This is a genomic window from Dyadobacter sp. LHD-138, assembly GCF_030929615.1.
In the GTDB taxonomy this organism is placed as follows: Bacteria; Bacteroidota; Bacteroidia; order Cytophagales; family Spirosomataceae; genus Dyadobacter.
Genome location: NZ_JAVFVU010000005.1, coordinates 118,382 through 143,904 on the forward strand (window position 1 = coordinate 118,382; position 25,523 = coordinate 143,904).

18 protein-coding genes are annotated in these 25,523 nt (G+C 43.8%); 8 read left to right on the top strand and 10 right to left on the bottom strand.

Annotated features, from left to right (window positions below; all coding sequences use genetic code 11):
- Positions 1–167: 167 nt before the first annotated feature.
- Complete coding sequence (locus RB622_RS04705) at positions 168–674, top strand: C40 family peptidase (protein WP_308045365.1); 507 nt, start codon at positions 168–170, stop codon at positions 672–674.
- 28 nt (positions 675–702) lie between these two features.
- Here RB622_RS04705 and RB622_RS04710 read toward each other — a convergent pair whose 3' ends face one another.
- Positions 703–1,101 carry a GNAT family N-acetyltransferase gene (locus RB622_RS04710; protein WP_308045366.1) on the bottom strand — a complete coding sequence of 133 codons (399 nt, stop codon included), beginning with the start codon at positions 1,099–1,101 and terminating at the stop codon, positions 703–705.
- A gap of 12 nt (positions 1,102–1,113) precedes the next feature.
- Positions 1,114–1,548 carry a carboxymuconolactone decarboxylase family protein gene (locus tag RB622_RS04715; RefSeq protein WP_308045367.1) on the bottom strand — a complete coding sequence of 145 codons (435 nt, stop codon included), beginning with the start codon at positions 1,546–1,548 and terminating at the stop codon, positions 1,114–1,116.
- Positions 1,549–1,794: 246 nt separating this feature from the next.
- Between RB622_RS04715 and argH the strand changes: the two genes are divergently transcribed.
- Entirely contained in the window at positions 1,795–3,132 is a 1,338-nt protein-coding gene (gene argH / locus RB622_RS04720; RefSeq protein ID WP_308045368.1) for an argininosuccinate lyase, read from the top strand.
- 92 nt (positions 3,133–3,224) lie between these two features.
- Positions 3,225–3,914: an SDR family NAD(P)-dependent oxidoreductase gene (locus RB622_RS04725; RefSeq protein WP_308045369.1), complete on the top strand. Its 690-nt coding sequence runs from the start codon at positions 3,225–3,227 to the stop codon at positions 3,912–3,914.
- A 12-nt stretch (positions 3,915–3,926) separates the two neighbouring features.
- Here RB622_RS04725 and RB622_RS04730 read toward each other — a convergent pair whose 3' ends face one another.
- From RB622_RS04730 to RB622_RS04740, 3 genes are all read right to left on the bottom strand, one after another.
- The gene (locus tag RB622_RS04730) at positions 3,927–4,274 is read right to left on the bottom strand and encodes a hypothetical protein (RefSeq protein WP_308045370.1); all 348 of its coding nucleotides are present in this window, start codon (positions 4,272–4,274) and stop codon (positions 3,927–3,929) included.
- A 74-nt stretch (positions 4,275–4,348) separates the two neighbouring features.
- Positions 4,349–5,638: a hemolysin family protein gene (locus RB622_RS04735; protein WP_308045371.1), complete on the bottom strand. Its 1,290-nt coding sequence runs from the start codon at positions 5,636–5,638 to the stop codon at positions 4,349–4,351.
- Positions 5,639–5,782: 144 nt separating this feature from the next.
- Entirely contained in the window at positions 5,783–6,028 is a 246-nt protein-coding gene (locus RB622_RS04740) for a DUF1456 family protein (protein ID WP_254561857.1), read from the bottom strand.
- A gap of 287 nt (positions 6,029–6,315) precedes the next feature.
- On the opposite strand from RB622_RS04740, the gene RB622_RS04745 reads away from it, so the two are divergent.
- Together RB622_RS04745 and RB622_RS04750 are read left to right on the top strand one after the other, a co-directional pair.
- Positions 6,316–9,732, top strand: coding sequence for a HEAT repeat domain-containing protein (locus tag RB622_RS04745; RefSeq protein ID WP_308045372.1), 3,417 nt, complete (start codon positions 6,316–6,318; stop codon positions 9,730–9,732).
- A gap of 127 nt (positions 9,733–9,859) precedes the next feature.
- A complete protein-coding gene (locus RB622_RS04750; protein WP_308045373.1) occupies positions 9,860–11,416 on the top strand; it encodes a VCBS repeat-containing protein in 1,557 nt (518 codons plus the stop codon).
- A gap of 177 nt (positions 11,417–11,593) precedes the next feature.
- Here RB622_RS04750 and RB622_RS04755 read toward each other — a convergent pair whose 3' ends face one another.
- The 3 genes from RB622_RS04755 to argB form a co-directional block, all read right to left on the bottom strand.
- Entirely contained in the window at positions 11,594–13,183 is a 1,590-nt protein-coding gene (locus RB622_RS04755; RefSeq protein ID WP_308045374.1) for a SusD/RagB family nutrient-binding outer membrane lipoprotein, read from the bottom strand.
- Positions 13,184–13,201: 18 nt separating this feature from the next.
- The gene (locus RB622_RS04760) at positions 13,202–16,525 is read right to left on the bottom strand and encodes a SusC/RagA family TonB-linked outer membrane protein (RefSeq protein WP_308045375.1); all 3,324 of its coding nucleotides are present in this window, start codon (positions 16,523–16,525) and stop codon (positions 13,202–13,204) included.
- 499 nt (positions 16,526–17,024) lie between these two features.
- Positions 17,025–17,813 (bottom strand): acetylglutamate kinase, encoded by a 789-nt coding sequence (gene argB, locus RB622_RS04765; RefSeq protein WP_308045376.1) that lies wholly within the window; start codon positions 17,811–17,813, stop codon positions 17,025–17,027.
- A gap of 320 nt (positions 17,814–18,133) precedes the next feature.
- On the opposite strand from argB, the gene RB622_RS04770 reads away from it, so the two are divergent.
- Positions 18,134–20,248, top strand: a complete 2,115-nt coding sequence (locus RB622_RS04770) for a cytochrome c biogenesis protein CcdA (RefSeq protein ID WP_308045377.1) — start codon at positions 18,134–18,136, stop codon at positions 20,246–20,248.
- Between the two features lie 82 nt (positions 20,249–20,330).
- Here RB622_RS04770 and RB622_RS04775 read toward each other — a convergent pair whose 3' ends face one another.
- Complete coding sequence (locus RB622_RS04775) at positions 20,331–21,806, bottom strand: M48 family metalloprotease (RefSeq protein WP_308045378.1); 1,476 nt, start codon at positions 21,804–21,806, stop codon at positions 20,331–20,333.
- Positions 21,807–22,075: 269 nt separating this feature from the next.
- On the opposite strand from RB622_RS04775, the gene RB622_RS04780 reads away from it, so the two are divergent.
- Both RB622_RS04780 and RB622_RS04785 read left to right on the top strand, forming a co-directional pair.
- Complete coding sequence (locus tag RB622_RS04780; protein ID WP_308045379.1) at positions 22,076–22,891, top strand: lysophospholipid acyltransferase family protein; 816 nt, start codon at positions 22,076–22,078, stop codon at positions 22,889–22,891.
- A gap of 55 nt (positions 22,892–22,946) precedes the next feature.
- Positions 22,947–23,861 carry a TIGR01777 family oxidoreductase gene (locus tag RB622_RS04785; RefSeq protein ID WP_308045380.1) on the top strand — a complete coding sequence of 305 codons (915 nt, stop codon included), beginning with the start codon at positions 22,947–22,949 and terminating at the stop codon, positions 23,859–23,861.
- 289 nt (positions 23,862–24,150) lie between these two features.
- Here RB622_RS04785 and RB622_RS04790 read toward each other — a convergent pair whose 3' ends face one another.
- Complete coding sequence (locus RB622_RS04790; protein WP_308045381.1) at positions 24,151–25,503, bottom strand: hypothetical protein; 1,353 nt, start codon at positions 25,501–25,503, stop codon at positions 24,151–24,153.
- Positions 25,504–25,523 lie beyond the last annotated feature (20 nt).

Here is a 25,523-nt window from a genome sequence, read left to right on the forward strand (position 1 = left end):
GGAATAAGCGACTTAACCGTTAAATCAAAAATATTCATCAAATCAACACAACCTAAAATTTCATTACTAAAAAAACCTGTTTAGCTTTACACAACTAAGGTAAATTTAAAAAAGACAATATATTCTATTGATTAGGAGTTTAAGACTCGGAACCTAACCCAACCTGAATGTTTTTAACGATTCAACGTACCGTTTTATCAGGCTTACTTTTTTGCGCAGTTATATTCGGCAATCATGCCAATGCACAATCAAAAAATCCACAGCAGGCTGATGCCGATACGCTGAATGCGATCGAATCTCTGGTTTCCTTTGCAAACAAACATTTACATATCCCTTACCGCTCAGGTGGTTCTTCCAAAAAAGGTTTTGACTGTTCTGGATTTGTCCGTTATTGTTTCAGCCAATGGGATATTCTTTTACCTCATTCAAGCGAAGCCCAATCTGAAAAGGGGGAAATTGTTGAACTCCCCGAAGCACGCCCGGGCGACCTGATTTTTTTCAAAGGTCACAGCTCTAAAAACTCCCGGATCGGTCACGTCGGAATCATCACAGACGTCACACCCGGCTACGTGCGCTTCATCCATTCAGCCTGGAAAGGCGGCGTACGTTACGATTTGCTCAGTGCCGATTATTATAAAAAACGCTTTGTAGCGATCAGGAGAATGATTGATTAACCAGCCATCGGCTTTCGGCCGACTCCTGCTACAATTTCCTGTTGATAATAAACCCATTTTGTACTTTTTCCAATCCTACTTTAGGATAATATTCCAAGGCGCCCGGGGCGGACAAGAGTAAAAGCATGCTTTCATCGCTGATCTTTTCCCTGGTCAGATCAATCAGTTTCTTCCCGATTCCCGCTTTCTGGTAATCCTTTCTCACGGCCAAATCGGACAGATAGCAGCAATGGCAAAAGTCGCTAAGCGACCTGGCAATACCCACCAGCAAATCCCCGTCCCAGGCAGAAATAACCAGGTTAGAGTTTTCGTACATTTTGCCGATCCGCGCCTTATCCCGCGTCGGCCGGTTAAGCCCTGCATTATCATACAACGCTATAATCGCATCGATTTCAGGTTTCAGGTCAATCTGATATGTAATATTCATGGCTAATAGATGTTATTCCGGTTTTCTTTCTGTCGTAACCCCAACCCGGTTCCAGGCATTGATGGCAATGACCGCCATCATCACTTCTGTGGTATATTGTTGCCCAAGCAGGTCAATGGCATCGTTGTAGACTTTGTCCGATACGCCATTGGCGATGGTCGTCATGGACTCGGCAAGGGCTAAAATCGCCTGTTCTTCCTTTGTAAAAAAAGCAGTATCCCGCCAGACACTCAACAGGTGTATCCGGCGACCACTTTCTCCGGCAGCGAGCGCATCTGCAATATGTTTATCGAGACAATAAGCACAACCATTCATTTGAGAGACTCTGATTTTAATCAGCTCCGCATGAATTTTGGTTAATGAACTCTGCGCCAGATAGCGCTCAAAACCCATCATGGCTTCAAATGCCTTGGGATCTGCCTCTTTTAAAATCTTCCTTCTTGACATCTTTACGATTGTTTACATGTCAAAGGTAAATGGCAAATGGACCGCCGCAGTCATCCAGATTTGAGAAGTCCGGTAGTCCAGATTGCAAGCAAAAATTGATATGCATCTTCATTTCCAAATGAAGCGGTTTTAATTGTAAATTTGTGCTTTCAAAGTTGATAAAGGATACCATCCCTTATTCGCGCATTCTATCATCGCAGCGGCGGAATTTATTCCGGTTTACCGCTCATTCATTTCGATATTGTTTTGAAACTCTGGCAAAAAGAAAATACCGTAACTTCTGAAAAAATAGAACGTTTTACCGTCGGCCGCGATCGTGAAATGGATTTGCATCTTGCTGAATTTGATGTTTTAGGAAATCTGGCGCACGCGATTATGCTGGAAACGATCGGTTTGCTGACCACTGATGACCTGAGCGCTTTAAAAACGGAACTTCATGCGATTTATGAACAGATCCAGCAAGGAGATTTCACCATCGAAGACGGGGTTGAAGATGTTCATTCACAGGTTGAATTAATGCTAACACGCAAGCTGGGTGACATTGGCAAGAAAATTCACAGCGGCCGTTCACGCAACGATCAGGTTCTGGTGGATATGAAACTTTACACCCGCGATCGCCTTTTTCAGGTTGTTCAGGCTACGGAAAAACTTTTCAACGTACTGATCAATCAATCGGAAAAACATAAAAATGATCTGCTGCCAGGATATACCCATTTGCAGATCGCCATGCCGTCTTCTTTCGGGTTGTGGTTTGGGGCTTATGCGGAAGCGTTGATTGACGATGTGGTTCAATTAAATGCTGCGTACCGTCTGGCAAACAGAAACCCATTGGGCTCAGGCGCTGGTTATGGCTCTTCATTTCCTCTAAACCGAACACTGACCACCGCGTTGTTAGGATTTGAGGGCATGCATCATAACGTCGTTTATGCACAAATGAGCCGCGGACGTACGGAACAGGCGGCGTTGACGGCGATATCTTCTCTGGCCGCAACCGTTTCGCGCCTCGCGATGGACGTTTGTTTGTACAACAGCCAGAATTTCAGCTTTATCGTTTTACCGGATGATCTGACAACCGGAAGCAGCATTATGCCGCACAAGAAAAATCCGGATGTCGCGGAATTGCTTCGCGCAAAAACGAACCGCATGAAAGCCTTGCCGATGGAAGTGACGATGGTATTGAGCAATCTGCCTTCGGGATATCACCGGGACATGCAGCTTCTGAAAGAAATACTGATGCCGGCATTCGACGAAATATTGGACTGTCTGGATGTTGCTGCTTTCATGCTTGAAAATATTAAAGTAAAAGAAAATCTGCTGGCCGACGCCAAATATGATCTTCTTTTCAGTGTCGAAAGAGTTAACGAACTCGTGATTAACGGCGTTCCTTTCCGTGATGCCTACCGCCAGGTTGGCGCCGAAATTGGCGATGGCAGTTATGTTGCACCCCGTGAGCTGAAACATTCACACGAAGGAAGTATCGGAAATTTACAGAACGATCTGATCAAAACCCGCATGGATCAGGAATTGGCGCGGTTTGCGTTAGAAAAAGTGGAGAAAGCCTTGAACGACCTGATTATTTCCTGAGATAAGTGGGCTGCGGGTGAGATAAGAACAGTCAGACTTCTTGTTTTTCATCTGTCAGCATTTTCAATGTAAGTCAATAAATTTATCACATCATGTCTCAAAACATCATCATCAGCGGCGCTTCCGGAAATCTCGGAAAAGAAGTTGTCAAACGACTTTCAGGCAACGGAAACAAGCTTTACGTAACGCTCGGCTCCAAAGATCCGGGAATGTTTAATGATTTTGAAAACGTTAGTGCTGAGGTGGTGAATTTATTGGATAACGAGGCCTCGCTCAACTTTGTAAAACAAACGCTGTCTAAAGCAAAAACCATTCAGGCGGGAATCTTCCTGGCGGGTGCTTTTGCCATGGGCGATATTGACCAAACCGATGACGCTTTCATGGAAAAAATGTTTGGTGTCAATTTTTTCACCGCGTTCCATTTGGTTAAACCTTTAATGACGCATTTTGAAGCAAATGGCGGGGGGCAATTCATATTTATTGGTGCCAGACCGGCACTCGAAGCAGATCAGGGGAAAGGCAGTTTTGCTTATGCGCTTTCCAAATCGCTGCTATTTAAAATGGCCGAATTTATTAATGCCGAAGGGAAATCAAAGAATATCACGGCCACCGTCATCGTTCCCAGCATTATTGACACGCCGCCAAACCGCGAAGCCATGCCGGATGCCGATTTCACCAAATGGATAGCGCCCTCGGACATCGCGGAAACCATTGCTTTTGTGCTTAGCAACAGTGGACAAAAACTAAGAGAAACCGTTTTAAAGGTTTATAACAACGGTTGAGAGTTTCCAAAACTATTCCCGTAATTTCCTTTTGGTCTCTGATTTTTGAAGCTTATTTTTTCCGGATTGTTTCCCTCCCCTATTGGTGCTGTCGCCACTTTCATTTGGCGTCATGATAACCTCGGTTTTTACAAACCTGGGCGTACCATTGGCATTTACCTCGTTCAATGTCGAAGTCTGTCCATTCGGCAATTCATAGGTCTTTGTTTTGGCAGGAAGCCCGTGATCGGACATTTCAGAAAATTTCGGCATGATTTGCTCATAAGTCGGCAAACTTTCCTTCCGTTGCTTCTTCTGCGCATGGGCCGATATACCGGTCAGCAACAATCCTCCGATTACAATAAAAGAATAAATTTTCATGGTGGCTAGAAAAATGACTGTGGTTAATATTTAAAGAAATCAGCCGCAGCAATATTGGCGCCCGGCCTGAAATATTAATCCTCTAACGCTGTAATCTGCACAAGCAATATCATACTTCTCTGTTTTTTCATGACCATGAATTCGTAATCCCTCGTCCGAATCTTCTCCCCGATCGAAGGAATCCTGTTAAACTTGGAAATCAGGAAACCGGCCAGCGTTTCATAATCGCCTTCCTTAAAGATATCCGTAGGAAGGTGCTCATTGATATCACTCAGCGAAGCAGAACCCAATACGAGATAATTCCCATTTTCGTTTTTGACGATCGGTGTTTCATTATCATACTCATCCTGGATTTCTCCCACCAATTCTTCGAGGATATCTTCCATGGTAACAATGCCTTCAACGCCGCCGTATTCATTCACAATGACGGCCATTTGCTGTCGGCTTAACTGAAAATCACGCAAAATAGCCCCGATCGGTTTTGACTCCGGCACCATAGATATTGGTCTCACAAGCTCAGAAAGGACGATTTCGCTTCCCTTTCGCATTTTCATCAACAGGTCCTTCAGATGAAGCACACCAATAATCTGATCCATCGAATCCTCATACACCGGAATCCTTGAATAACCTTCTTCCAATACCTTTTCGAGATCGACTTCCGTAAAATCATTGATATCAACACCAACGACTTTGGTTCTCGGGATCATAACCTGTTTTGCTATACGCTCCGAAAAATTAAATGCATTTTTAATCAGGTCATAATCCGCCGCTTCGATCATACCGCTTTCCTTTTGCTGCTGCACAAGGTAACGCAATTCGTCGCTGCTATGCACTTCACTGCCATGGGTTGGCGTAATGCCGATTCCCTTTAAAATAAAATTGGCGATACCGTTTAAAACCCAAACGATCGGCCGGAATACGACGTAGAACCCATGTAATGGATAAGACAAAAACAACGTCGTAGCCTCAGGCCGCTGAATGGCGATTGATTTGGGAGCAAGTTCCCCAAAAACAATGTGAAGTACGGTGATAATCGCAAATGCGGTCGGCAAGGCGATCTGATGCGCCAAAACAGGATCTAATGTAATCCCGATCAATGCTACGCCACTAATCAATATTTTGGAGACAACAGGCTCTCCAATCCATCCCAGTCCCAAACTTGCCAGGGTAATCCCGAACTGCGTGGCAGCCAGATAACCATCCAGATTGGACACAATTTGTTTGGACAAAATGGCCATTTTATTACCTTCCTGCGCCTTTTGTTCAAGTTGAGAAGCTCTTATTTTTACAATAGCAAACTCGGCTGCTACGAAAAAACCATTCAAAAGAACGAGGACTAGGGTAATAATTACCTGAATTAACATTGGGTCTTTTTTAAGTTATTTAGCGTGGATGGCAACGGACCGGTTGGACAATTTATCGTAAAACGCCACCCGGTTGAACTCAAAGATATAAAAATGATATCATCAGGAAGTTTTTACTTCCCGTTAATACCGATTCTTTTCCAATTATTCCTCGTCTCTGACCTTACCGTCCGCAGAAGGCCCGCGCATGTGAATAATCAATCCGTTCAGGAAGTTACGCAGCAGCTGGTCTCCGCAGGGCTTGTAATTCTCATGACCTTCCTTACGAAATAACGCACCTAATTCACTGGCAGTTACTTTAAAATCAACCAAAGCCAGGATTTTAATTATTTCATCATTTCTCAAATGAAGCGCTACGCGTAATTTTTTAAGGATATCGTTATTGGTCATATCGTTGTCGGATTTAAAATTATTTAGTAAAACATTTGTGCAAATATCGCCCTTGTTTTGCTCTTGTCTTTCTTAAAATAAAAAAAACTGGTTTCCTCCGGGTTTGCGGAAGCGAAGTAATGCGTGCCTTTTTCAACGTCTTCACTAAAATCATGCACGCAATAAGAAAGCTCATTCACATTTTTATCAGTAAAAAAGATTTATTTCTTCCTCTTAACTTTTTTCTCACTTACATTTAGTTTATCAAGACTAAGACGTAATTCCATATCAAAAAGTAATTCAACCTGATGATCCCCAAAAACTTATTACGCAAACCACTCCCGCTTCTGGCTATCACCGCTGTTGTAGTTGTTTCCTGTATGAAAATGGCTCCTACGACTTCGAAAATTTCGAGCAAACCGCTGGTTGTCAAAGAGGACGCTACCACGGCAAAAGCCCGGTCCAAAGAAATCCGGGAAAACACCGTTGTTAAAATTGCTGATGGATTAAAACTCGATCTGTGGGCATCCGACTCGCTCGCCCCCGACCCCGTTGCCATTGCGATCGATGACAAGGGAAGGGTGTATCTGAACAGGACAAACAGACAAAAAAATTCAGAATTTGACATCAGGGGACACCGCAACTGGATGACGCCTTCCATCGCACTGCAATCCGTTGAAGACCGTCGTGCATTTTTACGCAGTACATTTGATCCTGCCAAAAGCAAAGAAAACAACTGGCTCAAAGATTTGAACGGTGACGGTTCTCACGACTGGAAAGACCTGGCTGTTGAAAAAGATGAGGTGTGGCGCCTGGAAGATACCGACAACGACGGTATCGCCGACGTGTCGATGCGTATTCTGAGTGATTTCTTTGAAGAAGTTTCTGACGTTGCCGGAGGTTTACTGGTTCGTGCAAATGACGTTTTCGTGGCGATCGCACCGGATGTATGGCGTTTGAAAGATAATAATGGAGATGGTATTTTGGACGAAAAAACGTCGATCAGCCACGGGTATGGTGTGCATATTGGTTTCGGCGGACACGGCATGTCAAACCCGATCGAGGGGCCTGATGGAAAAATTTACTGGAACATCGGCGATATCGGTGCGAACATCACCACCAAAGAAGGCGTCAACCATAGTAGGCCCAATGAGGGAATCATTGCCCGTTCGAACCCGGACGGAAGTGATTTTGAAATATTTGCAGGCGGGCTAAGAAATACCCACGAATTTGTTTTTGACGAGTACGGAAACCTGATCAGCTCTGATAACGACGGTGATCATCCCGGCGAAAGCGAGCGTCTGGTACACGTGGTTGAAGGTTCCGACGCAGGCTGGCGTTCCAACTGGCAGTATGGAAAGTACACTGATCCAAAAAACAACAGCTATAAGGTCTGGATGGACGAAAAATTGTACGTGCCACGTTGGGACGGACAGGCTGCTTACATCATTCCCCCCATCCAAAACTTCCACAACGGCCCGACCGGTATGCAGTACAATCCCGGCACCGCTTTGGGATCGGAATGGAAAAACAAATTTTTCCTGGTTGAATTTGTTGGAAATCCGGCGCGGTCACCAATCTGGTCTTTTGGCTTGAAGCCAAAGGGAGCTTCTTTTGTATTGGATGGTGAAAAAAATATTCTGAGTGGAATTTTGCCAACAGGGATTCGTTTCGGTCCGGATGGCGCATTGTACGTAGCCGACTGGATCAACGGATGGGATACAAAAAACTACGGACGTGTTTGGAAACTTGACGTTACGGATAGCAAAAACGACTTAAAGGCGCTTAGAATGGAGACCAAACGCCTGATGCAGCTGGATTATTCGAAGCAAACCGAAGCATTGTTGTTCACCTTGCTGTCCAATCCGGACATGCGAATCAGACTGAAATCGCAATTTGAATTGACCTTGCGCGGTGCAAAAGGTGCCGTTGAACTGAATAAAGCAATGGCTCAAACAGGAAATCAACTGGCACGTGTACATGGAATCTGGGGCGTTGGACAGCTGGCCCGCCAGGACAAGGCTTATGCGAATACCCTGATGACTTTGTTAAAAGATTCAGATCCTGAAATCATTGCACAGGCTGCAAAAGTGCTGGGTGATGCCAAAATTGCAGAAGCAGGTCCCTTGCTGATTCCTTTGTTAACCGATAAAAATCCTCGTGTTAAATTTTTCGGAGCACAGGCCTTGGGACGTATCCATGACAAACAGGCGGTAACTCCCCTTTTGGATATGATCAAAGCGAATAAAGATGAAGATCTTTATTTAAGACACGCCGCTGTGCTGGCTCTGTCACGTATCGGTGAAGTGGAGCCAATGGTAGCTTTAGCAAATAATGGAGATAAATCGCTTCGTTTGGCTGCCGTTCTTGTGCTGCGCAGATTGAGCAGCGATAAAGTGAGTTTGTTTTTACAGGATAAAGATGAATACATTGCCACAGAAGCGGCACGTGCGATCAACGATGACCTTTCGATTGTTCCTGCGTTACCTGCTTTGGCCGCTACGCTGAAAGAAAAAAGATTTACTTCCGAGCCATTGCTTCGTCGCGCGATTAACGCTGCTTTGCGTGTGGGCGGGGAAGAACAGCTTAACGACCTGATTACTTTCGCCAGAAGAACCGATGTGGATAAAGAGCTAAGGGCCGAAGCGTTGGCAACTTTGGGAAGCTGGGCTAATCCATCCGTACTTGACCGCGTAGATGGCCGTTACAGAGGTGTTATCACCAGAAACGCTGAGCTCGTAAAAGCGAAGATCAAACCGCAGATCAGTACTTTGTTACAGGATGATGACGCAAGTATTTTGATTGCCACAGCACAAATGATCGGCGAGCTGGGTATTTCCGATAACAATGCTGCACTCGCAAAAATCCTTGACGGTCACAAAGATCCAAAAGTAAGAGCTTCCATGCTGACTGCCCTTAATACATTGAAATATTCCGACATGGAGTCAGCAATGAAAAAGGGCATGAACGACTCCGATGCTGATGTGCGCACGGCCGCGCTGGCTTTGGTAAGCAGTGTGAATATGTCAAAAGAAACACTTTCAGATATTTCAAAAGTAATTTTCGAAAAAGGAAGTGTGAAGGAACAACAGCAAATGTTACGTGTTTTGGGAGGACTTCCCGTTGCAAAAACAGAAACTATTTTTGACGGTTTGATTTCAAAAATGGCCTCAAAAGAATTGCCTAATAACCTGGCGCTTGACCTTGGAGAGGCTGTCGATTCTACCAAATCAAGTGTGTTGATTGGCAAACTGGCTCCTATGCGTAAAAACGGAGCAACGGCAGCCGACTACCAGGAATCACTTTATGGCGGCAGTGCCCAATTGGGACGCAGGTATTTCATGACCAGCTCGCAGGGAGAATGCGCGCGTTGCCATTCGATTGGCGGTCAGGGCGGCGCCGTTGGACCATCCCTTTCTAAAATCGGAAGCACGCTAACAAGGGAGCAAATTTTGCAAGCCCTGATCGAGCCAAGTGCCAGATTATCTCCCGGTTTCGGTATGGTTGTCCTTACGCTTAAAGACGGTCAAACCGCCGCTGGTATTCTTACCGAAGAAAATGATCATGAGCTGGTTTTGAAAACCTCCGAAGCGGAGCCGTTGAAAATTGCCGTGGCAAGGATTGCAAAACGTGACAATGTACCGTCGAGCATGCCTCCAATGGGTTCTATTATGTCAAAAAGAGAGATCCGGGATGTCGTTGAATTTTTGTCAAATTTGAAGTAATACCGAATATTTTATTGCCAGATAAGTCAGGTTGTCCAAACCGGTAAACATAGGAGAAGTCAAGTTTTGAAAACTTGGCTTCTCCTATGTTTACCGGGATCTGAAAACTAATTATGCGAATAATAAAATGTCATTGATCAAAATCACAGCGGCCGTCTCTCTATCTCTCTGGATCACCGCATTTGCCGTTATCGATACCCATAAAGAGGAAATTGCAGCACCTGTCAGGAACTTTTCATTTTCCGATTCATTATCGGGAAAGCAACTTGCCGCACAATATTGTGCCAGCTGTCATCTTTTTCCGGATCCTGCCTTGCTGGACAAAAATACCTGGGTTACTTCTGTTTTACCCAACATGGGGCTGCGACTGGGGATTCGAGAGCCGGGTACAAATCCATACGACGATTTAAAACCGGAAGAAGTAAAGGCCATGCAGGAACTGAATATCTATCCCGAAACGGCTTTGCTTTCCAATATCGAGTGGCAGAAAATTGTTTCGTATTATCAAACAGAAGCGCCCGCAGAACCGCTTCCCCAAAAGGCAACGCCCCCCATTTTCGATCAGCTTCTTTTATTCAAATCACAGGAAATTGCACTCGGCGATAAGCCTTTTCCTCAGACCACTTTATTAAAATTCGACAAAGCCACCGCACAACTCTACGTGGGTGACGCACAGAACGCGTTGTATGTGTTGAACAATCAGTTTCAGTTAAAAGATACCTGGTGGGTTGAAAGCGCACCAACCGATATCGATTTTCCTAAAAATGCGGCACCAAGGGTATTGACCATTGGTGTTTTCAAACCTTCTGAACAAAAATCCGGGAGACTTATGTCGCTCGAAAAAACAGCATCACCCTCAGCGATCAATATCAAATCCCTCCCGCGTCCCGTACAATTCACGTCAGCAGATATCAATCTGGATGGGAAGGAAGACGCCATACTGTCGGGTTTTGGCAATCACTCTGGTAAGTTGTCTTGGTATGATGGTTTTCAATCGGATCAGGAACATATTTTAAAAGGTTTGCCAGGAGCCAGAAAGGCTGAAATATCGGATTTCAATCATGACAAAAAACCTGATATCGTCGCGTTGATGGCGCAGGCAAGGGAAGAGATTTCAATTTTTTATAATCTGGGCAATGGGAAATTCAAGGAAAAGGTCCTGCTTCGTTTTCCACCGGCTTATGGTATGAGTTATTTTGAACTGGTTGATTTTAACAAAGACGGCTTTCAGGACATTCTGCTGACCAATGGAGATAACTGGGATCTATCCCCGGTTCTGAAGAATTATCACGGTGTCAGAATTTATCTGAACGACGGCAAAGACAATTTCAAAGAAACCTTCTTCTACCCGCTCTATGGTGCAAGCAAAGCGATTGCGAGAGATTTCGACCAGGATGGCGATCTGGACATCGCCGCAACGTCCTTCTATTCTGACCTGGAAAACCCAGCACACGGATTTGTTTATTTGTCCAATGAAGGAAAACTGAATTTCAAAGCACTTTTCACACCCGAAGCTGCCAACGGAAAATGGCTGACGATGGAAGCCGCCGACTTCGACCAGGATGGCGATATTGATATCGTTCTCGGCTCGTATTTTCACACCATCGGGGAAATGACCAAGTTGATCGCACGTGGGGTGTTATCCTTTCCACAGTTACTAGTGCTGACTAATCAAGGAAAGTAAAATCAAATCTCGCCGTAATAAGGATTAAGAAAATTTTCAAATCCTACGTTGTCAAAAACTGAAATATTGTGTCTTTATTTTGATTTAAGCTAAAAGGGGCAGACCAAATGGTCTACCCCTTTTAGCTTAAATCAAAAACTAATAAACATTTAGCTGAATAGCTAACTTATTCAAATTCTATTTCACGTCCCAGAAAAGTTTGGTCGTCAAGTTATCATTTGCCCTTACTGCGTCATAGTTTATCTTGTTGTAAGTAATTTCATTACTAGGATAATTCCATCTTACCGGCGGTACAGTCTGATTATTAGATGCGTCTTTAACAAAATTTAGAACCGGCAGATCCAATCTTCTTATTTCAGCCCAGTTCTCATAGGCCTGGATTATATTAGAATGAAGCCATTTTTGAGTTGCAATCAGCGATAATTTGTCAGCCGAGGTTTCAGCCTTATCCCAATTGACACCATCTTTTGCAATATATGCGGTGATCTGTGCGTCGGTTGCAGCGGCAGGGGCAGTTACACCTGTTGCATTGCTAAGAGCAAGGAAACCATTGTAGAATTTCACCGAGTTACTGATCGCCGATTCATAAGCTGTTTTTGCAGAAGCCGCATTGCCACTTCTCAAATAGTACTCTGATTTTATCAGGTTCATCTGGGCCGCGTTATAAATCGTTCCCGGCAAAAACTTGTTCCGGCTGATCGTATACCTGTTATAGATGGCTATTAGACCAGTACTGGTTTGTAGGGATTGGTCGGCATTGGCACCCAAAGGATCAATACCCGTATACTTTCCTCCAGCATTTTCTCCCGGCTCAAAGATGATCGGTAACCGCGGATCCGCATTGGTATTCATATTATCTATCATCCTTTTACCAGCGGTATTACCGTACCAGCCGTTACCTTCAAGTCCGCCCTGAAAGTCATCAATGTTGATAGCAGTATTTACGTTAAAGATATTGATCTGGATGTTCTGATCATTGGTTTCAACGATTGGATACGTAGTTGGATCTCTCAATATTTCTGCCATTTCGGTATTAGCCCTTGCTGTAAGGCTTTGCACGGCAGACACCCTGTTGAGCATTTTGAGACGTAGTGAGTTGCAATAACGTTTCCACGCAGTAAGATTACCCTTATTGATAAAATCCTGTGTTTTAAACGATTGCTGGTATCCAGCATTCAAGGTAATACCGTTAAGTTCAGTAGACATTCCCTTAAGCTGATCCAACATCATAACATAAAGCGTTTCAGCACTGTCAAACGGCGCACTTGAAGCATCATAGTCTCCTCCGTTGGTCAAAAGCATACCAGCCTTCAGGAAAGGAATACCTCCATGCAAATCTATCAATCTTTGTGTATAATCATAAAGATGTATTGTCGCAGTGAGCATAAAAATTCTCTTGTCCGTTTGCTCTGTCGCAGTCGCAGTCGCGAAAACCCTTTCAAGTGCCCGGTACTGGGCAAGTGTATTGTAGTAGTTAAACCACACATCTTCAATTCCTGATGACCCTGGGACGTACTGCCCTGCATCGTTTGCCCAGCCTGTTGCCTGCGTGTAGCGATTAACACTAGTGCGTAACGATACAAAATAATTCCGGTACTTTGGAAGTATGTAATCCATATTGGATCCCAAAAATCCCGTATACTGCTTTTCAATAGTTGTTGTCGAGACTTTGGACGGATCTGCATATCGAGCTGCAAACTCGGATTCCGAGCAGGACATAGCTACAAGCATTAGTCCTGATAAAATAAATAATGATATCTTTTTCATTTCGGGAATATTTAATAATTAGAAACTAGCTCTCAACATAACACCGATTGTACGGAACGAAGGGTTACCACCTGCATTGCTGATGTTCTCATACCATCTAGAGCTTGAATTTGTCTGTTCAGCATCCAGATCCTTAATAGTTCTGTAAATAAAGAACAGGTTACGCCCAAATACTGAAACAGAAACATTCTGCGATCCGAACTTGCTTGAAATACGTGCAGGAAGTTTGTAAGCCAAAGAGATTTCCCTCATTTTGATATAAGTATTTTTTTTCACAAACAATTCGTAACGTGCATTACCATATTGAGGTCCACCCCAGTTGTAAGTAGCATTGTAATAGGTTGCCTGAGATACGATATTGGTATTTGTTTCGCCCGATGCCAAAACTCCATCCATCAACATACCATCGTTATACACCTTCTCTCCGGCTGGCCCTGCATTACCAGTTGTGGAAATACCTAGACCATTTTTGTCCTTATAGTAACGCAAGCCCCCATGTTCAGCATCCATTGCATTCAAACTTTCTTTGGTAAGCCCTCTTGATGTCATCCAGTTAATCCCTGTTGGCATAATACTTCCACCAAAACGGAAATCTGCTACCACATCAAGGCTAAATCCTTTGTATGAAAAGCTATTGATAAAACCACCTGTTAATTTTGGCATAGCATTTCCAACTTTAATCCAGTTGACGCCATCAAGTTGGTAAAGACCGTTCGCTCCTACAACTTTTTTGCCGTTCGAGTTGGTCAAAACACCGTGCGCGTAAATATCTCCCATTGGCTGTCCAACAATTGATCTAACCTGAGCAGCATTACCATCCATGTCCGAATGTAATAGTTCAGTAGAGCCATTCGCAAGCTTTTCTACTTTGTTGCTGTTTTTTGCGAGGTTCAATATAACATTCCAGTTTAGGTCATTTGAACTAGTTGCCTTCAGAGGTGAAGCGTTCAATGCCAACTCAATTCCCTGATTTCTAAGGGTACCAATATTAGCCAAAATCGACCTACCTCCTGTTGATGAAGCGATTGACAATGGCAATATCTGATCTACGATCTGTGCATTATAATACGAAATATCAAGTCCCAGCTTGTTGTTGAAAAACTTCGTTTCCAAACCGAATTCAAACTCATGTTTTTGTTCAGGACGTATTTTGTCATTACCCACAGTAGAACTCATATTCGTATACAATACAGAAGATCCACCTGTTTGCTGAATTCCATAAGACCCCTGAGTATAGGACACATTAGCACCATACAATAGTGGATAGTTACCAACAATACCCCACGACGCTCTCAACTTTCCATAACTAAGAAAAGATGGAAGGCTGAATGCATCCGTAAAAATAAAGCTGGAATTAACAGAAGGGTAAAAAAATGAGTTATTGTCCGGTGCCAGGGTTGAAGTCTGGTCACGTCTTACTGTTCCCTCTACAAAAAAGAAATTCTTATAATCGAAGTTCAGCGTACCGAGATATGCATTCTTAAGCGACCTCTCCCGGGAAGTAGCGCCACCCAAATTATTAACGGATGCAGCCAGATCAAAGAAGTTTTCAGTGCTCAGTCCTCCACTTGTATAAATATTTTCGAAAGTATTCAGCATTTTGGTGGCGTTATATCCAGCCATGGCCGACACTGTGATGTCCGAAGTTATCGCCTTCGTATATCTCAAAAGCAAATCGCCATATACTGTGTTATATAGATTATTCTTCATCCCAAATGAACCTGAATAACCAAACGCTAACGGTTGCGTACTAAACTGCTTGTCTTCTATGCGCTCTGATGTGAAATCAGTTGCGATTCTTCCTCTCAGATTCAAATCCTTGGTAATATCCCAATGTTGTGTAATACTGGCTATTATCCGATCACTATATTCATCATAAAGGTTCTTGCGGGTGCTCCACATGTAATCGCCAATGTCAGTCTTGAAACCATTGCGAATAATGTTTTCCTTTGGCGTAAGACTTTGGTTTGTTCCGGTAACATACTTGTAGCCAAGACTTGTCTGGTAAGCGTCTTCATACCATTTAGCAGATTCAAACCGGTTCATCATCCCAGAAAAGTTGTTGATCATACGGTCAACCTTATATGGACGGTTGTGAGTATGCTGATTTACGTAGTTAACCATCAAGTCCGTTTTGAGCTTTTTGTTGAGGTTAAATGTCGCATTCAGGTTCGCAATATTTTTACTGTTCTTTGAATCGTAGCTGATCATACCATTATCCTGGCGCGTAAACGAAAAACGCAGATTAGAGTTTTCGCCTGATTTCGAAATCGCAAGGTTGATGTTTGAGCTGGATGCGTTCTGAAAAAGATCAGCGTAGCTGCTGCCAGATGGAGAGTACGGTCTGATTTCCCCATCGAACGACATCACTGGCTGACCGTCAAATTTTGGACCGAAGTTCACAGTTGCAGCTAGTAGGCCTCTAGTTTCCTTTACACCGTCACCGTCCACGTCGTAGTAAATAAATCCTGCATCATCCTGTCCGCCATTGTTGTAATTCAGCATGTAACCAGGACCTCTTACGTCCTGGTATCTTGGAAGATAAGCGATCTTATCAACACTGTAACTGGCACTAAAGTCAACGCCAAGTCCTTTTTTACCTTTACCTGATTTTGTAGTAACGAGCAAAACCCCGTTCACCGCCTCTGATCCATACAGTGCTGCTGCCGATGCACCCTTTAGGACAGAAATATTTTCGATGTCAGCCGGGTTCAAATCCAAAAGGCCGTTACCGCGTAAACGCTGGTCACCCCAGTAGTCACCATTACTAAATGATCCGTTCCGGATAGGAATACCATCCATCACGATCAGAGGCTGGGTATTTCCAGTAATCGAAGCAAATCCACGAATACTAATACTTACGCCACTGGTTGCACCTCCAGGTGTGGTGTTGATTGTTACACCCGGAGCCTTTCCGTACAAAGCGTTCGCGAAATTTGGGGAAGCTGTTCTCACCAAGGCTTCGTTATTTACAACCGCCGTTGCATAGCCCAACGCCCTCTTGTCTTTAGCTACACCAAGCGCAGTAACAACGACCTCATTAAGCTGAGAAGCATCTTCTTCCAGAGCAAGGTTCAAAACTGTCTGGGATCCTACCACTACTTCTTTGGTTTTATACCCAATGAAAGAGAAAACCAGCGTGTTACTTGCTTTGGCTGAAATGCTAAATGCCCCATTGGCATCGGTTGTTGTACCAGAGGTAGTACCTTTTACCAGCACTGACACCCCAGGCAGAGTGGATCCGTCAGAACCGCTGGAAATTTTTCCCGTTATCGTTTGTGCGAAAACAGGGCCGCTTATAACCATAAACATGACAATAAGCCTAAGTAAATTTTTTCCCATAGAGAGTTAAATGATTTTGGTTGCTAGCTAATTCTGTACTATGAAAAATAGCACGGCACAAACTTAATAATATATTTTAATAAATATTTAAAGTATTTAAAAAAAATTGATTTAAGTCTTAATCTTATTAATAAATATGCCCAATATGCCCTAAAAAGAAAGATTATTCTGAATAAAGAATATATGACACAATTTCGTAGAATAAATTCAGCCCATGCCTCCAAAAATATAATTCTGGTATTATATTAAAACTCAAAATAATAAATCAAATTAATTGTAAATTACAATAGATACAGAAAGCAAAAATCAATCTGATTTCATTTTTACAAAATTCGATCAGTGCAATTAATTGTCAATAAATTAGAATTGTATCCTGTTGTATGAAAAAAATAGGCATAAAGGGTACACAGGCTTTCGAATGTGTACCCTTTATGCCATATAATACGAGTGCTTAGGAGCACTCAACAACAACTTACTAAAATACAGTTAGTTATGTCATTTAACTTAATGATATAATGGTTCCTGCGCCATCTGCGTCTACTTTATTCAACTCATCGGCATTGCAGATTGTAACTTTGGCAACACCGGCTTCTAAGGCAGCAAAGGCATTATCCAATTTGGGGATCATACCTTTATTAATAGCCCCGGAGTCTTTATAATCAGCATATTGACCAGGTGTTAAAGAACGGATTACCGAATCATCGTCATCAGGATCTGACAAAACCCCCTTCTTTTCAAAGCAATAAATAAGATTGACATCATAATGTTTGGCCATAGCAACCGCCATCGCGGAAGCCATTGTGTCCGCATTGGTATTTAAAAGTAACCCATCGTCACTATACGTTAACGGCGCGATCACCGGAATCAAATCACTATGCAGCAAAGCATTTATCTGAACATCATTGACGGCTTCAATATCACCGACAAAGCCATAGTCGACCGTTTTTACCGGTCGCTTCACCGAACGGATGATACCTCCGTCCGCACCGGTCAGACCGATGGCGTTACACCCGACGGATTGCAGATGTGCAACCAGATTTTTATTGACCAGTCCGCCATACACCATCGTGACTACGTCCAGCATCGCTTTATCTGTAACCCGACGCCCTTCAACCATCTGGGTTTCAATCTGAAGCCTGGCTGCCATTTGGGTGGCTACCTTTCCACCGCCATGAACCAGAATTTTAATTCCTGATAACTTTGCAAAAGCACTCAGAAAGCGGGAACAAGCTTCCGGGTTATCAATAACATTTCCTCCGATTTTGATTACATAAAGTGGTTGCGACATTGAAATAATATTTTACGATGCGTTTTATAAGGTCGTAAAGTTAGTAGAAAACGTTTAGCAGCATTAAAATTCCGAACGAAATCAGGGCGTTATTTCCGAATAAAATATCCCCTTTCAACACTTTTAACCTTTGCAAAGGGTATTTTACCCGGAAATTTGCAGTTTTACGTCCGTAAAAGGTATCCGCCAGCGGTGAATTTTTTCAGGAAAATTACGTTAAATAAGTAAGTCCGCGTAAACTCCACTCGTTTACTAGATCATTAATCAAATAAAGAAAGCCTGAATATTATTAAATTCGGCTCCTACTATCGAAATATCAGATGAAACGAAGTATTTTTCTATTTATAATCGTTTGCGCATTTTTCGCAAAAACCAGTGTGTTTGCCCAAATTCAGAAACATGCCCACTGGACTTATACATTTTCAAAAAACGATGTAAAGCAAGGTGAAACCGTCGACTTAATCTTTACGGCAATTCTCGATAAAGACTGGTACCTGTACTCATCCGACTTCGATCCCGAATTGGGTCCCATGCTGACCAGTTTTGCTTTCACGCCCGACAAATCTTTTTCACTTGTAGGAAAACTGAAACCACAGCATCCTAAAACCAAATATGAAGAGGTATGGGGCGGGAATGTTAAGTTTTTCGACGACAAAGCGGTTTTCAAGCAAACGATAAAGGTTTTAACTGACAAACCGGTCATCAAGGGGAGCTCTGAATATCAGACTTGCAGCCATACATCGGGTCTTTGTGTGCCTGGAAATGACGATTTTGAATTTAAAGGCTTAAAAGTTGTGGCCTCCGCCGGTACTGCCCCGGCACTGGAAAGCACAACACCTTCCGAAACAAAATCCGTGGGGGCAAACGCAGTTTCCCCAACAGACACGACCATGCAGGAAACGGCAAATATCGCGTTATCTGCGGGTGATTCAGCAGGCGCTATGTCAGAAAATGAGGCCCCGAAAATTGATCTGAGCAGCAGTGAAGATCCGGCGGCAGGTGCCCCTGCGGCAGACAAATCATTATGGGCATTTGCACTGGCCGCGTTTTTATCGGGACTGGTTGCCTTGCTCACCCCTTGTGTATTCCCCATTATCCCCATGACGGTCAGTTACTTCACCAACCAGACCAATGGAAAAGTGAAAGCCTTGCTTTATGGAATTTCTATAGTATTGATTTACACATTAATAGGAACCGTAGTTTCCCGGCTGAACGGACCCGCTTTTGCCAACTTTTTGAGTACACACTGGATTCCCAACGTACTTTTCTTCGGTATTTTCTTCGTTTTCGGATTATCATTTTTAGGATTGTTTGAAATTGTTTTGCCCAGTGCATTTGTCAATAAAATGGATGCAAAGGCAGATCAGGGCGGCTATGCAGGGATCTTTTTCATGGCATTCACACTCGTTTTGGTTTCGTTTTCGTGCACAGGCCCTATCGTAGGAAGTCTTTTGGTAGCCTCTGCCGGTGGTGCAGTCGTAAAACCCATCATCGGGATGGCCGCATTTTCCTCCGCTTTTGCCATACCTTTTACCTTATTTGCCTTATTTCCGCAATGGCTTAAATCACTGCCAAAATCGGGCGGCTGGTTAAACACGGTGAAAGTGGTGCTGGGTTTCCTTGAACTGGCTCTGGCACTTAAATTCCTCAGCATCGCAGACCAGGTATACCACTGGCGCTTACTCGACCGCGAGGTTTACCTTGCTTTCTGGATTGTAATTTTCTCGATGTTAGGATTTTATCTGTTAGGAAAAATCTCAACACCGCATGATTCACCCGTTGAGCGTGTGAGCGTACCCAGAATTTTGTTATCCATTATCACGTTCACCTTTGTTATTTACATGCTTCCGGGCATGTGGGGTGCTCCTTTGAAAGCTTTGGCTGGTTATTTGCCCCCACAGTCGACGATAGACTTTGATCTGAGTAAAAAGGGAGTCGGTGTAGCACCCGCTGCTTCATCCGGCGTCACGAAAAAGTATGCAGACTTATTCCATTTGCCGCACGAATTGGATGGTTTCTTTGATATCAAGGAAGCACAGGCTTATGCAAAAAAGGTCAACAAACCGGTTTTTATAGATTTCACCGGGCATGGCTGCGTCAATTGTCGTGAAATGGAAGCGCGCGTATGGTCCGATCCCGAGGTTTTAAAACGTCTTCAAAACGACTTTGTTATCGCAGCTTTGTATGTTGACGACAAAACAGAATTACCTGAATCAGAATGGTATACCTCCAAATATGATAACAAAGTAAAGAAAACCATTGGGGGACAAAATGCTGATTTTCAGATTGTGAAATACAATAACAATGCGCAGCCACATTATTGCATCGTTGATCAGGAGGGAAATCTGTTGGTTGCGCCTAAAAATTATGACCTTAATCCGGCCAGTTTTGCGGCCTATTTAGACAAAGGAAAGGCGGCTTTTGCAGCTAAATAAAGAAATAACACCACAAAAAAGCGACCCTGCATGGCCTAAGCCTTGCAAGGTCGCTCAACCTTCATTTCGTTATCCCGACCTCCTACTTACCCAAAGTTTTTATCAACATTCCTTTACTCACCTGGTCCGTTAGTTCCATGCCATTTAGTATTCCCAAATCACCCAGTTTAGCATCCGGCATCTTGAAATCTTTAAGCGCGTCACGCAAAGTTGCATTACGCTGAACCGTTTTAATTCTAATGCGTTCAGGTTGACGGTTCAAAATATTGGCATCATTAACAGCCTTGAATCCTTGTGCTATAGAGCGGAACTGCCCCAGGTTATTTGCAAAATTAGCTGCTGTTGCCACGCCATGCATGGCATAGATGTTCCCCCCGTATTGAATAAGCCAGGTAGCCACTTTTGTTGTGGTTTCCGGGGTTTGCGCCTGCTGCTGCTGGCCTTCCTGGGCCTGTGCCGCCTGCGTCGAGATCAATGCAATGGCCTGATTTCCATGGATGGTCACTTTATCATTTTCAGAAACCTGTAAATTGTAATTTTTAATAACAGTCTGAGCTGCCTCATCCAGCGTTTTTCCTTGGGCCATCGTAAAAATCATCACTGATTTTCCATCTTTAGGAGCCATTTGGAATTGAGCAGGCGAGTTTTCGTACTGCCAATCCCCCGGTACAGGAAACTGCATTTTAAGCTCAGGGTGGTAAAACTGTCCATTCTCAACAAAGCCCTGCTTGGGGTCTTCACCATAAACAATGCCTTCAATGCGGCGCAAATACTGGTCCCGATTGACGGTATATTGCCCCGGATTAGCCTTTTGGTATTCCAAAGCCAGTGCTTTTACGTTTTTAAGCCTGTCGCCCGGGTCCGGGTGTGTTGACTGAAACGTTGGGATGCTATGACCGTTTTTGTCACTGATCCTTTTCAATGTCCCGAAAAAATCCGCCATTTCCACTGCGTCATAACCGATCTTGCTAGAGTAAGCTACTCCAATTTTATCGGACTCCGTTTCATGTTCCCGACTGTAACTCAGGAACAACGATTGCAAGGCCTGCGTTGCCTGATCGCCCATACTCCGTATTTGAGGGGAAAGCACCATACCGGCCATTAACCCAACCTGGCCAAGTATTTGTGTCGTTTGCTGACGGGCTGAATGCCGTGCTGTTACGTGACCAATTTCATGTCCTAAAACCCCGGCAAATTCGGCTTCATTGTTGAAATGTGCCATAATACCGCGGGTAAAGTATACATAACCACCCGGCACAGCAAATGCATTCACGACGGGAGAATCAACAATAAAAAACTGATAGTTCAACTCAGGCCTGTGCGATATTTTTCCCATAGCGGACCCTTTCTCGCCGATAAAGGCCTGAAGATTTTTATCATCATATAAACCCATAGAACCAACTACTGCCGGGTGCGACTCCGCACCCAGGGCAAGCTCCTTTTCTTTGGACATAAAAATAATCTCCTTCTTACCTGTCACAGGATTTTTAGAACAGCCCGAAAAAATCCCGGCTGCCAGAAAACAAGCAAGTATGTGTGTCTGATACTTAATGTTCATAAAATATGGGTAATTTTTTGTTAGTGAGTAGGTCAAAATTAAGTAAGTATTGAACGTTAATCAAAGAATCATGCCAATAGTTCCTTAATATGGTTATGACGCAGAAACATCATTTTGGTTACAGTCAATTTTGCGGTTTGGTTATTTTATTAAATACAAGATTCAATTTATATCTTACATTCGTTATTCATTGCGCACATGCTGACAAATCAACCTTTGAGAACCGGTTTCCAACTTTAAGCGTGCTTTATTGAACCATACTTTACTACATGAATTCAAAAAAAAGTATATTCAGTGCACTCCCGTCCTGGCTGGCACGATTTGATTTTCTGGGAATTTTCGAAAAGGATCCTTTCGGCAATTTCCTGAGTATTAAACGTTTTTTCATTTTTGTAATCGGATGGTTTACCTATTACCGCTATACGGCCGTCAATAAAATCCGTATCACAGGCAGTGAGCAGCTTGTGGATCTTCCGGATCATGGTGTGATTTTTTTGTCAAACCACCAGACTTATTTCGCCGACGTTATCGCTTTTTACCACATTTTTTGTGCTACAAAATGGGGATATAAAGATACCATTTCGCCCCCCTTTTACCTTTTTTCCCCCAGAGCAAGATGTTATTATGTCGCAGCGTCCGAAACCATGAAAGAAGGCATTCTCCCTAAACTTTTCAGCATCGGCGGAGCCATCACGATCGACCGGTCCTGGCGTGCCAACGGTGAAAATGTAAAAAGGCAGCTGGATAATTCAGCGCAGGATAAAATTGGCATGGGACTCAAACATGGCTGGGTTGTGAGTTTTCCGCAGGGCACGACCAAACCTTTTGCACCAGTTCGCAAAGGAACCGCTTACCTCATCAAAGAACACCAGCCTATCGTTATTCCGGTTGTTATCAACGGTTTCAGAAGGGCATTTGATAAAAAAGGTTTACGTTTTAAAAAGAGAAACACTACCCTTACCGTTCAGTTTAAAGCCCCTATGCATTTTTTGCCTGATGAATCCATCGACAGTATTATTGACCGTGTCACAAAAGCCATTGAACAGGAGCCGCCAAAAGACTTCAATCCGGCCCTCCCTGAATAATAACCACGGCACCATTTTTGCAACCTGATTCATCAAAAATCTCATCCCGACATTTATGGCACAAAAAGTACTGATTACCGGCGGAACAGGATTAATCGGAAAAAGACTAACGGCTTTGCTCCTTCAAAAAGGATATGAAGTTGCTTATCTCACCCGAAAAAGACTAAATATTCCTTCGGTAAAGGTGTATGAATGGGATATAAAAAATAATTTTATCGAAGCAGGCGCACTCGATAATACTGATTATCTGGTTCACCTTGCCGGTGCCGGCATTGCGGACGAGCGTTGGTCGGAAAAGCGAAAAAGAGAAATTTTCAGTAGCCGAACTGATAGCATTGAGCTGATTGCGCGACGGTTAAAAGCACTTGATATTATCCCAAAAGCTTTTGTTTCCGCATCCGGGAGTAGCTATTATGGTGAAGATACCAGGGATTTCCAGCAGACCGAACAATCTCCGCCCGGCAACGATTTTTTATCCAAAGTAACCCTTGCCTGGGAAAAGTCAGGGGATGAAATTGCAGCGCTTGGTGTGAGAACGGTGAAACTCAGAACAGGTATCGTATTAAGCAACGACGGTGGTGCCGTTCCAAAAATGGCCCAGCCTGCCAAATTTGGTTTTGGTGCGCCACTGGGTTCCGGAAAACAGTGGTTATCGTGGATCCACATCGACGATCTTTGCCGGATGTACATCGAGGCTATGGAAAATAATGCCTGGCATGGAGCTTATAATGCCGTTGCCAGTCCTCCTGTGACAAATGAATATTTCACCGGACAAATCTGCAAGGCGCTGCATAAACCTCTGTGGCTCCCCAATGTGCCGGCATTTGCACTGCGACTCGTTTTTGGGGAAATGGCCAATGTAGTTTTGGGAAGTAATTACGTGATCAATCGGCGGATCCGGGAGGAGACCGATTTTAAGTATCAGTATCCGGATTTACCGGAAGCTTTGAGAATTATTTTCAGATCTTGAAGGCAAATTCCATAGAGCCAAACGCTAACAGCGTATCCTGTTTATCGTAATATTCGTTTCATTGCCCTAGGAGCTCCGCAGGGGTTGTCTGGGTATTCCAGGAGGCTCCGATGGAGCCCCGCAAACCTTTGTCTTTTCTTTTTCTATAAACAGGGAGCTCCAAAGGAGCTAAATTCCCCTTATTGAATGCTAGCGGTTAAAATATATACCCCCCAAACCTTTGCCTTTTCTTTACCTATAAACAGGGAGCTCCAAAGGAGCTTAAATTCCCCTTATTGAATGCTAGCCGCTAAAATATATAAATCGGATTGGTATAAACCCAGGGAATCCATTCTCCTCTGAATTTCAGTCGTGCTACAATCCGGTAATTCCCCTTTTTGTCCCTGACCTTAAATTCATACGCATAGCGATCCTCTTGACTATCGATCAGTTTGCCATTTTTGAACAGCTCGAACCGTACGGGATAAGGTGAAACTGCGCCGAGCTTAACCACGTTTTCGCTTTGGATGGAATCTCCCAGAATGGCATTGACCTTACCCGAGCTATCACTGGCAAAAAACTGAAAACCATTCGCCTCCGCCAGACTTTCAAAGGCGATATAGGCATGGCCTTTGACCAGCTCATTTTTAAGCGAGCGGCTGGACAATGAATCTCCAAAAATATGCGTATTGGCAAAATTGAAAGAGTGGAAATAGGTATCCAGCTCCATTTTGAAAGCCCAGCCGCCGACGTCAGGTTGTCCCAAAAGTAGTTTTTCCTTCCAGCCGGGTTTGTCTACCGACCATGTTTTTGCATTGGGTCCGACCCATTCAACCATGCCATTTTTGGTATGCCGTGCTCGCACACTTTGATTATTGTGTGCATCCACCGCAGCCATTCCCACAATCCGCCGATACTTATTCAGAGAATCCCAAAGTGAGATAATCTTTGTCTGTTCATCGAAAAGCTCCCGATAACTCCAGTGCCTGTACACACCGCTGTTAACCATCCCGTTGACAAGAAATCGGAGCGGGCTTTTTTCATCAATAAGATCCGAATGAATGTTGTAAATCTCCATTCCCTGATAATCCGGATTTCCCCAGTCGTGCTCGTCCTCAGAATGAAGATAAAACACCATCCCGTCATTTTTCACCACCTCATGAATCAGCTGACTGCGGTCCTTCGTCCAGTCAAGTACCACGCTTCGTAAAGGCGTTACCATCATGCTGGCACCCGGCGATTCTGTCCCCGATTCGATCACAATGCCTTCAAAAATCCCGTGGATTCCCCTTGGAAATGTATCCAGATCGGCCATCCGGTGATCAGCCAGGAAAATAAAATTCAGTTTTGCTTTTTTCGCAGCCGGAATAATTTCCTCCAAAATCCCCCGGCTGTCATGTGACCGATACGTGTGGGAATGAAGCACGCCTTTAAAGTCGGTATGGGATATAAATTGCTCCGGCTTTTTATAGTTAAGCCAAAGCTCGGCGCGCTCCCCTTCTAATGCAGGATAAACGATATACCGGTTCCACAACGGTTCTGCCAGAAAATATACAATTAGTCCGGCGAAAAACGCGAGTATAATTTTGACCAAAACAAGCAGCATACGCCCGGCCATACTTACTGCTTTCACGGTTGGAGGATTTAGGAAATGTATCTTCATGAAAGCAGTTCAGTAGCCAA